Raw genomic sequence first — 13,769 nt, 5'->3', positions numbered from 1 at the left:
ATGCTTCGTGGTCGGTGGGGCGCTACCCCGCCGTCGTTCCGGCACACATCCGGGCGGCGGAGCACCGCGGTCGGAGGGCCGTGACGTCGATGGGGTCGGCGCCGCGTGGGTTCTGGCGCAAGAGCTGATCTGGATACCCGGCGCATCCGTGCGTCCCGGGGCGCGGCCGGAGGGCGGTGGGGCGGGCCGGCGCTGCACTGCACCGTCCCTCCGCGGCTCGTGGGAGCCCCGTTCCGCGCAGAGGGTGGGGTACCCCTGCCAGGGGGTAGGTGAAACCGCAAGATCGCGGGCGGTTGCTCAACCCGACCAGGGGAAACGCGGCGCGCGGCGCTCGGAGAACGCGGAGACGCCCTCGGCGAGCTCTCCGGCGGCGATCGTCTCGCGGTACCGCGCGGCGGCCAGCGCCTCGCCGTCCCCGCCGTCGGCCAGCGCGGCGACGACCTCCTTGGTCGCCCGCTGGGTGAGCGCCGAGCGGGATGCCAGCACCTCGGCGAACCGGTGCGCCTCGTCGTCGAGCCCACCGGGCTCGACGAGCCGGTCGACCAGGCCGGTGCGCAGGGCGGTGGCGGCGTCGATCAGCTCCCCGCTGTAGAGCAGGTACTTCGTCGTCGCCGGCCCCACGAGGTCCACCAGGGCCTTGGTGGAGGAGGGGGTGTAGACGATGCCGACCTTGGCCGGGGTGACGCCGAAGACCGCCGTCGGGTCGGCGAACCGCAGGTCGCAGCAGCTGGCGAGCTCCACGCCGCCCCCGATGCAGTGCCCGCGGACGACCGCGATCGTGGGCCGGGGGAAGGTGCGCAGCGCGGTCTGCGCGGCGAGGTTGTGCCGCCGCACGTCGGCCATGGGGTCGACTGGGTCGGCGCCGCCCAGCAGGTCGGAGATGTCGGCCCCCGCGCAGAAGCTGGGGCCGGCACCGGTGACCAGCAGGACCCGGACGCCGGGGTCCGCCGCGAGCGGCGCCAGGACGGCGGGGAGCTCCTCCCACATGCCCACGGTCATGGCGTTGCGCTTCTCGGGCCGGTCGATGGTGAGGACGGCGACGTGCCCGTCCCGGGTCACGCGGAGGTGGGGGGCTCCCGTGCGGGCTCCCGGCGCGAGCGTGCGAGTGCTGGGGGGCAAGGGGTTCCTCCTCTCAGCCCAGGTCGTCGGTGGCGAAGGTGTCGCAGCGTCGCGGGTCACCGGTCTCGTACCCGGTGCGGAACCAGCGCTGGCGCTGCTCGGACGAGCCGTGGGTGAACGCGTCCTGGTCCACCGTGCCGCTGCCCAGGTTCTCCTGGATGAAGTCGTCCCCGATGCGGCCGGCGGCGTCGAGCGCGCGGTTGATGTCGTCCTCGGTGATCTCGGCGATCAACGGCTGCCCCGACTCGTCGGGGACGGTCTCGGCGTGGTTGGCCCAGGCGCCGGCGAAGCAGTCGGCCTGCAGCTCCAGGCGCACGGTGCCGCTGGTCGGCCCCGACTCGCCGGGGGCGACCTGGCGGTTGATGCCGAGCAGGTTCTGCACGTGGTGGGCGTACTCGTGGGCGATGATGTAGGCGTTGACGAACAGCCCACCCTGCGCCCCGAACTGCTGCTGCAGCTGGTCGAAGAAGGTCAGGTCGATGTAGACCAGTTCGTCGGCCGGGCAGTAGAACGGCCCCGACCCGCTGGTGGCCCCGCCGCAGGCGGTCTGCACCGAGCCGGAGAAGAAGACGGTCTGGGTGGGCCGGTAGTCCGCGCCCAGCACGCCCGACCAGTAGTCCTGGATCGACTCGATGTCGGCGACCACCGCGCACTCGACCGAGGCGTTCGCGTCGGCCCCGGTGCGGCACTGCTGCTCCAGCTGGCCGTTGTCGGCCGTCTGGCCCGGCCCCAGACCGGAGAGACCGCCGACGCCGGCACCGGTGCCGTCGCCACCGCCGCCCAGCAGCTGGAACAGCACCAGCACGACGATGCCGACCACGCCCAGACCGCCGCCGCCCACGGCCAATCCGCGGCCGCCGCCGAACCCGCCGCCGCCCCGCAGGTCGCGGACGCCCGACGTGTCCAGGTCGGCTCCTTCGCTGTACCGCATCCCGTGCTGCTCCTCCCGCCGTCTGGCCGAGTGCACGGTGCCACCGGCCCTGGGCGCCCGCGACTCGGGTCGGCGCGCAGCGGGGTGGCGGCGGCCCTAGATTCGGCGCATGCCGCTGGAGGGTGAGTACGAACCGAGCACGCAGCAGTGGGTGCGCGACCAGGTCGAGCGCTACGAGGCGACCGGCGGGCGCGAGGCCAACACGCTGCGGGACACCGGGCTGCCCGTGGTCGTCTTCGCCACCCGCGGGGCCAGGAGCGGCAAGGTGCGCAAGCAGCCGCTGATGCGGGTCGAGAGCGACGGCGTGTACGCCATGGTGGGCTCCCAGGGCGGTGCGCCGACCCACCCGGCGTGGGTGGCCAACCTGCGCGCCCACCCCGACCAGGTCACCGTGCAGGACGGCCCGGAGCCGTGGGACGGCGTGGCGCGGGAGATCTCCGGCGCCGAGCGCGACGAGTGGTGGGAGCGCGCCGTGGCGGCCTACCCGCCCTACGCCGAGTACCAGCAGAAGACCGAGCGGCGGATCCCCGTCTTCCTGGTCGAGCGCCGCTGACGCAGGGCGGCCCGGCGGCTCACGGCAGCGCCGCGGCCAGCCGGGGGATCGCCGCGGCGACGTCGGCGTCCCAGCCGGTGAAGGGCTCCGCCTCGACGGTGCGGGCGGCGCCCCGGCCCGCCGCGCGCCACGTGCCGGTGATCCGGCCGTCGACGACCACGGTCGGGCGGAAGACGCCGTTGCGCCCGGGCACGATGCGCTCGGCGTGCGCCGGGTCCAGGACCGCGCCGCGCTCGGCGTAGCCCAGCACGAACTCGTCGAACCCCGGCAGCAGCAGCGGCGCCCGGGCGGCCTCCCGGTGCGCGGCGCAGCGTTCGGAGGTCTCCGGGTCGAGGAAGTGCTCGACGCCCTCCACCTCGATGCGCTCCAGCCGGTCGCGGACGGCGTCGAGCCCGGCGCGCACGTCGCGCACGGTCGTGCCCGCCCAGCGGACGAGGTCGTGCACGGTGGCCGGGCCGTGGCCGAGGAAGTACCGCAGTGCCAGCTCCGCGCGCGCCTCCTCGCGGGTGAGCCGGCGGGGGGAGTCGATCCACTCGTCGAGCAGCACGAACAGCTGCTCGCCTTCCTCGGTCGGCCCCAGGCAGAGCGTGCCGGTCTGGGCGAGGTACCAGAGCAGGTGGTAGCCGCGCTGACCGGTCGTCGGCACCCCGCCCTCCTCGATCGCCGCCAGCAGCGCCCGGCGGGGGAGGCGGCGGTCACCCGACAGCGCGGCGACGGCGAGCGTGCGGGCCCGCTCGGCGTCGGCATCGGTCAACCCCAGGGCGGCGCGCCGCCCGGCGAGCCCGGCCAGCGCGCGCGGCCCGAGCAGCTCGAGCATCCAGGGCAGATCGCCCGCGGGCAGCAGGTGCAGCGTCCCCCGCATCGGCCAGGAGCGGACGACGGCCCCGGTGTCGAGGGCGTGCAGCACGGCGGCACGGTCCCGGGCCCGGGTGCGCAGGGCCACCGAGGTCACCGCGCCCGGGAAGTCCTGGCCCTGGAGCGCCAGGAGCCGGTGCACCGCCGCGGCGGGGTCCGCGGCCGGTGGCCCGGCCAGCCGCTGGGCCACCAGGCGCAGGAGGGCCACGTCGTGCAGCGTCGTCACGCGCACACCGTGGCAGAGGGGTGCGACGGTCGGGCTACCGCCGCCGCTCGACCACCTCGACCGGTGGGGTGGCCGCGTGCCAGGCGCGCGACCGCTCGCTGGCCTGCTCGCCCTCGTCCCCGTGCAGCCGGTCGGCGATGTCGTCGAGGATCGCCTGCCGGCCGTAGAGGACGACGACGTCGCCCGTGCGCACCTGGAGGTCCTCGCTCGGCGCCCCCATCCACGTGCCGTCGTCCCGTTCCACGCCCAGGACGGTGACCCCCTCCTCGGGCAGCCGGAGCCGGCCCAGGGGACGCGAGGAGATCCAGTCGTCGTCCCGCACCGGCAGCTGGATCACCTGCCACCGGCCGCGGAGGTGCAGCAGGGCCGCGTAGTCGCGGATGTCGAGGTCCGCGACCCGGCTCAGCACCCGTTCGATGACCCGCCGCAGCACCCGGTCGACGCGGTCGTTCCGCGAGAGCCAGAGCAGCGCGGCCATCGAGCCGACGATGACCAGCGTCCGGCGCACGCCGCCTCCGGTGGAGTCCACCCCCGCGTAGGTGAGGATGAGCGTGCCGAGCACCGAGACGGCGCCGGCGCCGCTGACCAGCATCAGCACCATGACGATCCGCCGGCGCACCGGGTGGGACACCACGGCCTCGGCCTCCGACGTCGTGAAGCCGGTCCCCGTGAAGGCCGAGCGGGCCTGGAACCGGGCGTGCTGCAGCGACATCCCGGTCATGGTCAGCGCGACGGTGGCGACGCGGGTGACGAGCAGGCCCAGGGTGACGATGACGACGAGGGAGACGACGGCGGCCACGCACCACGCTTACCGTGCCCGGGCGTGCGGAGCGACCCGGCTGCCAGACTGCGGGCGTGCGGGCGGAGGACTGGGACCGGCGGTACGCGGAGCAGGCGCAGTGGTCCGCGGGGCCGAACGAGCTGGTTGCGGAGCTGCTCGCCGACCTGCCGCCGGGCGAGGCTGTCGACCTGGCCGCGGGTGAGGGGCGGCACGCGCTCTGGCTGGCCGCACGGGGCTGGGCGGTGACCGCCGTCGACTTCTCCGCCGTCGGGCTCGAGCGCGGGCGGGGCCGCCCCGGTGCGGAGCGGGTCCGCTGGGTGACCGGCGACGTCCGCACCTGGTCGGCGCCGCCGGGATCGCTGGACCTGGTCCTCGTCGCCTACCTCCACCTGCCCGAGCCGGAGACGACGGCGCTGCTCACCCGGGCCGTCGGCCGGCTCCGCCCCGGCGGGCGTTTGCTCCTGCTCGGGCACGACGTGGAGAACCTCACGGCAGGGGTCGGCGGGCCGCAGGACCCGGCGATCCTGCACAGCGTCGACCGGCTCGCCCCGGTGGCGCGCCTCCTCGACGTCGACCGGCTGGAGCAGGTCCGCCGGGCCACCCCGCACGGCACCGCCCTGGACACCCTGCTCTGGGGACGGGCGCGCGAGCTGACCGGTGATCGCGGCCCGCGTGCCGGCGTGGCGCCCCCGTCGTGACCGGGACGCCCGACGCGATCGAGGAGTGGTTCGCCGCCGCGCAGGGCTGAGCGGACCTCGGGCGGTACCGTCCCTCGCCATGATGGGCATGGGTGGTGCCGGCGGGCCGGAGTCGGAGCGCCGGCGGCGGCTGGTCGCGGCGATCGTGGTCCTGGCGATGCTGCTGGCGGCCGGGGCGACGGTGCTCTCCATCGCCCTCGGCTGAACCCGGTCAGGCCTTTGGGCCCTGGTGTCCGGCGCGGCGGAACGAGACCGTATGGAACCGCCGAGGCCTGATCCCGCCCGGCTCCACTCCGGAAACGAAGGACCGCCGATGACCCTGGTCGTCCCGCCGAGCTCCTCCGGCCCCGCCGCCGACGGCTCCACCGGTCCGGTGGACCTCCCCGCCGGCGCCACCCACGACCGGCCCCGCGGCGACGACGCGGTCAGCGCGGCCGTCGGCCGGCTGAGCGGCGAGTACTCCGGCCGGGTCGGGCGACGCGAGGTCGTCCGGGTCGTCCGGGAGAGCCGGCGCGACCTGGGCGGGTCGCCCGTGGGGGCGCTCCCCGAGCTGGTCGAGCGGCTGGCGCGCTACCGCCTGGACCGGCACATCGGCTGAGCGCCCCGGGAATGCGGTTGCCCGGCGGGGCAGGATGAGCCCGTGGGCTACGTCGACGTGACCGGGGTCCGGCACACCCTCTCCGACGGGCGGGTGCTGCTGGACGACGTCTCCTTCCGCATCGGGGAAGGAGCCCGCGCGGCGCTGGTGGGCGAGAACGGCGCGGGCAAGACGACCCTGCTGCGGATCATCGCCGGCGACCTCGCGGCCGAGGCCGGGTCGGTCGCCCGCACCGGTGGGCTGGGGGTGATGCGCCAGTTCATCGGGGCGGTCCGGGACGACACGACCGTGCAGCGGTTCCTCGTCGACCTCTCGCCGCCCGCGGTGCGCGACGCCTGGGACGCCGTCGAGTCCGCCGAGCTGACGCTCATGGAGACCGACGACGAGCGCTCCCAGATGGCCTACGCCGACGCGCTGGCGCAGTGGGGGGACGCCGGCGGTTACGACGCCGAGGTCACCTGGGACACGGTGACCGTCGCGGCGCTGGGCGTGCCCTACGAGCGCTGCAAGTACCGGGAGCTCGCCACGCTCTCGGGCGGGGAGCAGAAGCGGCTGGCGCTGGAGGCGTTGCTGCGCGGGCCGGACCAGGTCCTGCTGCTCGACGAGCCGGACAACTACCTCGACGTCCCCGGCAAGCGCTGGCTGGAGCAGCGCCTGCTGGAGACGCGGAAGACGGTGCTGTTCGTCAGCCATGACCGCGAGCTGCTGGCCCGGGTGGCCGACCGCGTGGTCACCGTCGAGGGCGGAACGGCGTGGGTGCACGGTGGCGGGTTCACCTCCTACCCCGAGGCGCGCACCGCCCGGCACGAGCGCCTGGCCGAGGTGCGGCGCCGGTGGGAGGAGGAGCACCAGCGGCTGGTCGACCTCGTCCGCACGCTGCAGCAGCAGGCCGCCAACTCGCCGGACATGGCCAACCGCTACCACGCCATGCAGACCCGCCTGGCCAAGTTCGAGGCCGCCGGGCCGCCTCCCGACCGGCCGCCGGAGCAGAAGGTCGCCATGCGGCTGCGGGGCGGCCGCACCGGTGTGCGCGCCGTGATCGCCGAGCAGCTGGAGCTGACCGGGCTGATGCGCCCGTTCGACCTCGAGGTCTGGTACGGCGACCGCGTCGGCGTGCTCGGCGCGAACGGGGCGGGCAAGTCGCACTTCCTGCGGCTGCTCGCGGGGCAGGAGGTCGCGCACACCGGGGCGTGCCGGCTCGGGGCGCGCGTCGTCCCCGGCTTCTTCGCCCAGACCCACGCCCATCCGGAGTGGCAGGACCGCACCCCGGTCGACCTGCTGTGGCACGGCGAGCCCGGCCGGCCGGGGGTCGACCGCGGGCGGGCGATGGCGGTGCTGCGCCGGTACGGCCTGACCGAGGCCGCCGACCGGCCCTTCCGCACCATGTCCGGCGGTCAGCAGGCGCGGTTCCAGATCGTCGCGCTGGAGCTGTCCGGCGCCACCTTGCTGCTGCTCGACGAGCCCACCGACAACCTCGACGTGCTCTCGGCGGAGGCGCTGGAGGAGGCGCTCGCGGCCTTCGACGGAACGGTGCTGGCGGTCACCCACGACCGCTGGTTCGCCCGCTCCTTCGACCGCTTCCTGGTCTTCGGCGCCGACGGTCGGGTGTACGAGTCCGCCGAGCCGGTGTTCGACGAGACGCGGGTCGTGCGGGCCCGGTGAGCACCTTTCCGAGTTGATCATCGGCGTGTGGCTGGGCGACACGCCGGTGGGGCCGACCGTTTGCCGATGATCAACGCCGGGGTCGGTCAGCCGAAGGCTCGGCCCTCGCCGCGGTAGGTGGGCAGCGCGTCGACGACGGTGCCGCCGTCCACCGCGTGCAGGGCGTCGACGTGCTCGCAGAGCTCGCCGGCCTTGGCGTGGCGGAACCACACCCGGTCACCGATCCGCAGCCCCGCGGTGCCCGGCCCGCGCAACGGGGTCTGCACCTCCCCGACGCCCTCGCCGGGCAGCCGGCGGAGCCCGGCCGGGAAGGTCGGCAGGGGCAGCCTGTCGGCCCCCGGCGGCCCGGAGGCGATCCACCCGCCGCCGGCCACGGTGACGACGCCCGGCGCCGGGACGCGGGTCACCGGGACGGCGAAGAAGGTGGCCGGGCGGCCGGTGAAGGCCCGGTACCCGTCGAAGAGGGCGGGGGAGTAGAGCCCCGATCCGGCCGCCACCTCGGTGACGGCGCTCTCGGCGGCGGTCCGCTCCAGGCTGCCGGTGCCGCCGCCGTCGACGAAGCGCAGCGGCGCCACCGCGGAGACGGCGGCCACCACCGCGGCGCGGCGGGCGGCGAGCTCGCGGGCGGAGAGGACGTGCAACGCGCGCACCGCCAGTCCCCGGAGCGGGCGCCCCGCCGGCGCGTCCTGCAGCCCGGCGATCTGCGCCTCGTAGGCCATCAGGCCGACCAGCTCGACGCCGGGGCGCGCGACCACGGCACGGGCCAGGGCGGCGGCCTCCGCGGGGGTGTGCACCGGCGACCGCCGGACACCCACGTGCACCCGACCGCCGGCGGCGCGCAGGGAGGCGTCGACGTCGATGCACACCCGCAGCACCGGGCGCCCGGCGGGCGGGGCCAGGGTGTCGATCAGGTCCAGGTGGCCGGTGGAGTCGACCATCAGGGTGATCCGCTCCGCCGCCCGCTCGTCCCGCGCGAGCTGCCGCAGCGCGCCGGCGTCCGCCGTGGGGTACCCGACGACGACATCGGTGCTGACGGGGTCCTCCCCGCCGGCCAGCCAGAGCGCCTCCCGAAGGGTGTAGGCGAGCACGCCGGAGAACCCGGGCCGTGCGAGCACCCGCCGCAGCACGCCGCGGCACCGGACGGACTTGCTGGCGACCCGGACGGGCCGGCCGGCGGCGCGGGCCACGAGGTCGGCGGCGTTGGCGTCCAGCGCGGCGAGGTCCAGCACGGCGAACGGGGCGTCGAGCCCCGAGGTGGCGCGCTCGAGGGCCCGGTGCCGGTCCGCGGTCATCACCGCGCAGCGTGCCGGGTGCGGAGCCGGACGGGCAAGGGCGCACGGGCGGTTGACCGGCGTGGGCGCACCCACCAGAGTGCGCGCTCGACGGAGGGAGACCGCGTGACGGAGCTGCTGGACCGGACGGCCGAGCGCACCCGCTGGCGCAACTGGGCGGGCAACCAGCGTGCGGAGGTGACCGCGGTGCACCCGGCGTCGACCGACGAGGTCGCCGAGGTGCTCACCGCGGCGTCCGCCGAGGGGCGCCGGGTGCGGCCGATCGGCAGCGGGCACTCCTTCTCCGGCATCGGGCTGCCTGCCGACGTCCAGCTCGTGTGCGACCGGCTGTCCGGGATCCGGGAGCTCGGCGACGACGGCCTGGTCACCGTGGGCGCCGGCACGACGCTGCACCGGCTCGGCGTGGAGCTGCTGCGCCGCGGGTGGGCGCTGACCAACCTCGGCGACATCGACCGGCAGACCGTCGCCGGCGCGCTGGCCACGGGGACGCACGGCACCGGGGCCCGCTTCGGCGGACTGGCCACGCAGGTGCGCGGCCTGGAGCTGGTGCTGCCCTCAGGGGAGGTGCTGGCCTGCGACGCCGACCGGCACCCGGAGGTGTTCGCCGCCGCGCGCGTGGGCCTGGGTGCCCTGGGTGTGGTGACGGCGGTGACCCTGCAGGCCGTGCCGGCGTTCGCGCTCCGCGCCGAGGAGCGGCCGGGCACCCTCACCGCGGCGCTCGAGGGCTTCGAGGAGCTGATGACCTCCACCGACCACGTGGAGTTCTACTGGTTCCCGCACACCGACGCGACGCGGGTGTTGCGCAACACCCGCGTCCCGCTGGCCGAGGGGCTCGCCCCCCTCCCACGCTGGCGGGCGGTGTGGGACGACGAGGTGCTCGCCAACGCGGCCTTCGCCGGGGTGGTCGCCGCCGGGCGCCGCGTGCCGGCGCTGGTTCCCACCCTGGCGCGGGTGTCGGCGCGCGCCCTGGGTGCCCGCGCGTGGACCGACCACTCCCAACGCGTCTTCGTCAGCCGGCGGCGGGTGCGCTTCCTGGAGATGGAGTACGCCGTCCCCCGCGCCGACGCCCCGGCGGTCCTGGCCGAGCTGCGCCGGGTGCACGAGGCGGGCGACTGGCGGGCGGCCTTCCCGGTGGAGGTGCGGCTGGCCGCGGCCGACGACGTCCCCCTGTCGACGGCGACGGGCCGGGACACCGCCTACATCGCCGCGCACGTGCCCGCGGGCACCGAGCCCGGGTGCTGGTTCGCCGCGCTCGAGCGCATCGCGGGGGAGGTGGGCGGCCGGCCGCACTGGGGCAAGCTGCACGGTCTGGACGCCGCCACGCTGCGCCGGCGCTACCCGCGGTTCGACGAGTTCGTGGCGCTGCGGGACCGGCTGGACCCGGCCGGGGTGCTCGGCAACGACCACCTGGACCGGGTGCTGGGGCCGGCGCCGCAGGCCTGAGCCCGGGCCGGCGCGGGTCACAGGTCGACGTCGGGCTCCCCGGTGCCGCCGATGCGGTCGAGCTCGGCCAGCTCGGCGGGGCCGAGCACCCGCGCCGAGGCCTGCAGGTTCTCCTCCAGGTGCGCGACCGATGAGGTGCCGGGGATGAGCAGGATGTTCGGGGAGCGGGCCAGCAGCCAGGTGAGCGCCACCTGCACCGGCGTCGTCTCCAGACGCCGGGCCACCGTCTCCAGCGCGGCCGACTGCAGCGGGGTGAAGCCCCCGAGCGGGAAGAACGGCGTGTAGGCGACGCCGTCCCGCGCGAGCGCGTCGATCAGCGGGTCGTCGGCGCGGTGCACCAGGTTGTAGCGGTTCTGCACGCAGACCACCGGCGCGATGGCCCGTGCCTCCGCGTACATCTGCGGGGTCATGTTGCTGACCCCCAGGTGCCGGACCAGCCCCTCCTGCTGCATGGCCGCCAGCGCCTCGAACGGCTCGGCGAGCGAGCGCTCCACGGGCTCGGCGAAGCCGGGCATGCGCAGGTTCACCACGTCGAGGGCCTCGACCCCCAGGTGGTCGATGTTCTCCTGCACGGCCCGGCGCAGGTCGTCGGGGTCCAGGGCTTCGGGCCAGCCGCCGTCGGCGTCGCGGCGGGCACCGACCTTGGTCACGATGACCAGGTCCTCGGGGAAGGGGTGCAGCGCCTCGCGGATGAGTTCGTTGACGACGGTCGGGCCGTAGTAGTCGCTGGTGTCGATGTGGTCGACGCCGAGCTCGACGGCCCGGCGCAGCACCGCGATCGCGGCGTCCCGGTCGGCCGGCGGCCCCATGACGTGCGGGCCGGCGAGCTGCATGGCCCCGTAACCGATGCGGTGCACCTCCCGGTCGCCGAGGCGGTAGGTGCCGGACTGCTCCGCGGTGCCGATCGTCATGCCTCTCCCTACCCGGTGGGCGGGGGGCATGCGCGCCTCAGGCGACCGGCTGCGGGTGGTCGCCGGTGCCGACCGGCACGGTGGCGGCCCGTGCGCGCCGGTCCGCGGACCCGGCCAGCAGCGCGAGCCCCGCACCCACCAGCGCGAGCGCCGCGCCCACCCACATCGGCGCGGTCAGCCCCAGCCCCTGGGAGATCACCAGGGCGCCGAGTGCGGCACCGAGGGCGTTGGCGACGTTGAACGCGGCCTGGTTCGCGGCCGACACCAGGCTGCCCCCGCGGATCTGCGCGGCCTCGATCACGCCGTTCTGCACGACCGGGCCCATGGCGAACCCCAGCGTGCCGAAGAGCACGAGCAGCACCACGGCCGCGACCGGCTCGCGGGCCAGGAAGGAGAAGGCCACCAGGATGACGGCGACACCGGCCATCCCGGCGGCGACGAACCGGAACCCGTACCGGTCGCCCAGCCGCCCGCCGAGCAGCGTGCCGACGGTGGTGCCGACGCCGAAGAGCGCCAGCACGGGTGTGATCCCGGCCGCGGGCAGACCGGCGAGATCGGTGAGGATCGGGGCGACGTAGCTGTAGACGGCGAACGTGGCCGCGAAGCCGATCATGGTGAGGCCGAGCACGAGCCACACCTGGCCGCGGCGGAACGCCGCCAGCTCGGTGCGCAGGCCGGCGGCGTCGCCGCGGTCGCCGGGCAGCCAGGCCAGCAGCCCGGCGACGGTCACCAGCCCGATGACGGCGACGGCGGCGAGCACCAGCCGCCAGCTGGTCTGCTGGGCGACCCACGTGCCGATCGGGACGCCGATGACGTTGGCGAGGGTGAGCCCCAGGATCATCAGCGAGATGGCCCGGGTGGCGTGCTCGGGAGCCACCAGCCGGCGGGCGGCGACCGCGCCGACCCCGAAGAAGGAGCCGTGCGCGAGCGCGGTGAGGACCCGGGCGGCGGCCAGGGTGCCGTAGGTGGGCGCCAGTGCGGCCAGCGTGTTGCCGACGACGAAGACGACCATCAGCGCCACCAGGGTCTGCCGCGGGGTGAACCGCAGACCCAGCGCGGTCAGCGTGGGGGCGCCGACGACCACCCCGACGGCGTAGGCGGAGATGAGCAGGCCGGCGGCGGAGACCGAGACGCCCAGGCCGTCGGCGATCTGGGGCAGCATGCCCATGACGACGAACTCGGTGGTGCCGATGCCGAAGGCACCGATGGACAGGGCGAGCAGTCCGCGGGGCACGGGGAACTCCAGGGGACGCGGTCGGGGCGGGGCCGGCGGACGGCGTCGTCCTGGTGGTGCCGGGCTGCGTGCGGGTGGATCCGGTGTGGGCGGGGGAGCCCCGACCGGCGCCGGGCGGGGCCGGGGCCGGTCGGGACCACTGTGCCGAGCCGGGCGGCGCGGCCGCCCGGCGGGGGGTCAGGGCTGCAGGAGCACCTTCACCGCGCCGTCCTTCTTCTGACGGAAGTTGGCGTAGGCCTCGGGCGCCTGCTCCAGCGGCACGCGGTGGGTGGCGAACTCGTCCACGCCCAGCGGGTCGCCCTCGAGCAGCAGGGGGAGGATGTCGGGCACCCAGCGCCACACGTTGGCCTGCCCCATGCGCAGCTGCACCTGCTTGTCGAACATGCGCATGAGGGGCAGGGGGTCGGTCGCGCCGCCGTAGACGCCCGACAGCGAGATCGTGCCGCCGCGGCGGACGGCCTCGATGGCGGTGTTCAGGGCGGCCAGCCGGTCGATGCCGGCCACGGTCATCACCCGCTCCATGATCGCGTCGGGCACGAGCGCGCTCGCCTTCTGCGCGATCGTGGCCAGCGGGGAGCCGTGCGCCTCCATGCCGACGGCGTCGATGACGGCGTCCGGCCCACGGCCGTCGGTCAGGTCGCGGACGCGGGCGACGACCTCGGCCTGCTCCGTGGTGTCGATGACGGTGATGCCGTTGCGCCGGGCGCGGGCCAGGCGCTCGGGGACGACGTCGGAGGCGATGACCTGGCCGGCGCCGAGGTGCTTGGCGATGCGGGTGGCCATGTCGCCGATCGGGCCGAGCCCGAGGACCAGCACGCTGCCGCCCTCGGGGATGCCGGCGTACTGGACGGCCTGCCAGGCGGTGGGCAGCACGTCGGAGAGGTAGACGAACCGGTCGTCCAGCGGGGCGTCGGGGACCTTGATCGGCAGGGTGTTGCCGAAGGGCACCCGCAGGTACTCGGCCTGCCCGCCCGGCACCTGCCCGTAGAGCTTGGTGTAGCCGAACAGCGATGCCCCCATCCCCTGCTCGCGGTTCTGCGTGGTCTCGCACTGCGACTGCAGCCCCTCGGCGCACATCCAGCAGGTGCCGCAGGAGATGTTGAACGGCACGACCACGCGGTCGCCGGGCTTCACCGCGGTCACGTCGCGCCCGACCTCGCGGACGACCCCCATCGGCTCGTGACCCATCACGTCGCCCACCGACATGAACGGTGCCATGACCTCGATGAGGTGGAGGTCGGACCCGCAGATGCCGCTGGAGGTGATCTCGACGATCACGTCGGTCTGCTCCTGGATGGTGGGGTCGGGGACGGTCTCCACCCGGACGTCGCCTCGGCCGTGCCAGGTCACTGCGCGCATAGGTCTTCTCCCTCGATCGGGCTGCGGAAAAGGGCTCTTAGGCCCTACGTGAGCCGGATCGCGCCACTCTCAACCATCTGCAGCGTGTTCGTCACAATACGTTGATA

The 13,769-nt window shown here is 75.4% G+C and carries 14 protein-coding genes; 6 read left to right on the top strand and 8 right to left on the bottom strand.

The features are described from left to right. Positions 1-297 precede the first annotated feature (297 nt). Both ACI794_RS07530 and ypfJ read right to left on the bottom strand, forming a co-directional pair. Entirely contained in the window at positions 298-1,119 is an 822-nt protein-coding gene (locus ACI794_RS07530; protein ID WP_456616022.1) for an enoyl-CoA hydratase/isomerase family protein, read from the bottom strand. 13 nt (positions 1,120-1,132) lie between these two features. Beyond that, complete coding sequence (ypfJ, locus tag ACI794_RS07525) at positions 1,133-2,050, bottom strand: KPN_02809 family neutral zinc metallopeptidase (RefSeq protein ID WP_456601377.1); 918 nt, start codon at positions 2,048-2,050, stop codon at positions 1,133-1,135. Positions 2,051-2,159: 109 nt separating this feature from the next. On the opposite strand from ypfJ, the gene ACI794_RS07520 reads away from it, so the two are divergent. After that, positions 2,160-2,603 (top strand): nitroreductase family deazaflavin-dependent oxidoreductase, encoded by a 444-nt coding sequence (locus ACI794_RS07520; RefSeq protein ID WP_456616021.1) that lies wholly within the window; start codon positions 2,160-2,162, stop codon positions 2,601-2,603. Positions 2,604-2,622: 19 nt separating this feature from the next. On the opposite strand, the gene ACI794_RS07515 is transcribed toward ACI794_RS07520, so the two are convergent. Together ACI794_RS07515 and ACI794_RS07510 are read right to left on the bottom strand one after the other, a co-directional pair. Then, entirely contained in the window at positions 2,623-3,684 is a 1,062-nt protein-coding gene (locus tag ACI794_RS07515; RefSeq protein ID WP_456616020.1) for a winged helix DNA-binding domain-containing protein, read from the bottom strand. A 34-nt stretch (positions 3,685-3,718) separates the two neighbouring features. Then, positions 3,719-4,483, bottom strand: a complete 765-nt coding sequence (locus ACI794_RS07510; protein ID WP_456601374.1) for a TrkA C-terminal domain-containing protein — start codon at positions 4,481-4,483, stop codon at positions 3,719-3,721. A 56-nt stretch (positions 4,484-4,539) separates the two neighbouring features. Between ACI794_RS07510 and ACI794_RS07505 the strand changes: the two genes are divergently transcribed. The 4 genes from ACI794_RS07505 to ACI794_RS07490 all read left to right on the top strand — a co-directional run bounded on the left by ACI794_RS07505 (position 4,540) and on the right by ACI794_RS07490 (position 7,423). Further along, complete coding sequence (locus ACI794_RS07505) at positions 4,540-5,163, top strand: class I SAM-dependent methyltransferase (protein WP_456616019.1); 624 nt, start codon at positions 4,540-4,542, stop codon at positions 5,161-5,163. 79 nt (positions 5,164-5,242) lie between these two features. Beyond that, positions 5,243-5,368 (top strand): hypothetical protein, encoded by a 126-nt coding sequence (locus ACI794_RS07500; RefSeq protein ID WP_456582615.1) that lies wholly within the window; start codon positions 5,243-5,245, stop codon positions 5,366-5,368. Positions 5,369-5,476: 108 nt separating this feature from the next. Further along, entirely contained in the window at positions 5,477-5,761 is a 285-nt protein-coding gene (locus tag ACI794_RS07495; protein ID WP_456582616.1) for a three-helix bundle dimerization domain-containing protein, read from the top strand. Positions 5,762-5,803: 42 nt separating this feature from the next. Next, positions 5,804-7,423, top strand: coding sequence for an ABC-F family ATP-binding cassette domain-containing protein (locus tag ACI794_RS07490; RefSeq protein WP_456601372.1), 1,620 nt, complete (start codon positions 5,804-5,806; stop codon positions 7,421-7,423). A gap of 86 nt (positions 7,424-7,509) precedes the next feature. Here the strand turns inward: ACI794_RS07490 and ACI794_RS07485 are convergent, their stop codons facing one another. Further along, positions 7,510-8,715 (bottom strand): alanine racemase, encoded by a 1,206-nt coding sequence (locus ACI794_RS07485; protein WP_456601371.1) that lies wholly within the window; start codon positions 8,713-8,715, stop codon positions 7,510-7,512. A gap of 105 nt (positions 8,716-8,820) precedes the next feature. Between ACI794_RS07485 and ACI794_RS07480 the strand changes: the two genes are divergently transcribed. Next, complete coding sequence (locus tag ACI794_RS07480) at positions 8,821-10,158, top strand: D-arabinono-1,4-lactone oxidase (RefSeq protein ID WP_456616018.1); 1,338 nt, start codon at positions 8,821-8,823, stop codon at positions 10,156-10,158. Positions 10,159-10,175: 17 nt separating this feature from the next. On the opposite strand, the gene ACI794_RS07475 is transcribed toward ACI794_RS07480, so the two are convergent. From ACI794_RS07475 to ACI794_RS07465, 3 genes are all read right to left on the bottom strand, one after another. After that, positions 10,176-11,069, bottom strand: a complete 894-nt coding sequence (locus ACI794_RS07475; protein ID WP_456616017.1) for an oxidoreductase — start codon at positions 11,067-11,069, stop codon at positions 10,176-10,178. 37 nt (positions 11,070-11,106) lie between these two features. Beyond that, positions 11,107-12,303: an MFS transporter gene (locus ACI794_RS07470; RefSeq protein WP_456616016.1), complete on the bottom strand. Its 1,197-nt coding sequence runs from the start codon at positions 12,301-12,303 to the stop codon at positions 11,107-11,109. Between the two features lie 177 nt (positions 12,304-12,480). Next, positions 12,481-13,662 (bottom strand): zinc-dependent alcohol dehydrogenase, encoded by a 1,182-nt coding sequence (locus ACI794_RS07465; RefSeq protein ID WP_456601367.1) that lies wholly within the window; start codon positions 13,660-13,662, stop codon positions 12,481-12,483. Between the last annotated feature and the right edge of the window lie 107 nt (positions 13,663-13,769).

The sequence above is a fragment of the Blastococcus sp. SYSU DS0541 genome (genome assembly GCF_054050875.1).
The sequence above is the reverse complement of the archived record's forward strand: the minus strand, read 5'-3'. Positions and strand labels throughout refer to the sequence as shown.

Excerpts from the sequence above, each read along its gene's own strand:
- ACI794_RS07520 (WP_456616021.1), top strand. The coding sequence starts at position 2,160 with ATGCCGCTGGAGGGTGAGTACGAACCGAGCACGCAGCAGTGGGTGCGC.
- ACI794_RS07475 (WP_456616017.1), bottom strand. The coding sequence starts at position 11,069 with ATGACGATCGGCACCGCGGAGCAGTCCGGCACCTACCGCCTCGGCGAC.
- ACI794_RS07485 (WP_456601371.1), bottom strand. The coding sequence starts at position 8,715 with ATGACCGCGGACCGGCACCGGGCCCTCGAGCGCGCCACCTCGGGGCTC.
- ACI794_RS07465 (WP_456601367.1), bottom strand. The coding sequence starts at position 13,662 with ATGCGCGCAGTGACCTGGCACGGCCGAGGCGACGTCCGGGTGGAGACC.
- ypfJ (WP_456601377.1), bottom strand. The coding sequence starts at position 2,050 with ATGCGGTACAGCGAAGGAGCCGACCTGGACACGTCGGGCGTCCGCGAC.
- ACI794_RS07495 (WP_456582616.1), top strand. The coding sequence starts at position 5,477 with ATGACCCTGGTCGTCCCGCCGAGCTCCTCCGGCCCCGCCGCCGACGGC.
- ACI794_RS07500 (WP_456582615.1), top strand. The coding sequence starts at position 5,243 with ATGATGGGCATGGGTGGTGCCGGCGGGCCGGAGTCGGAGCGCCGGCGG.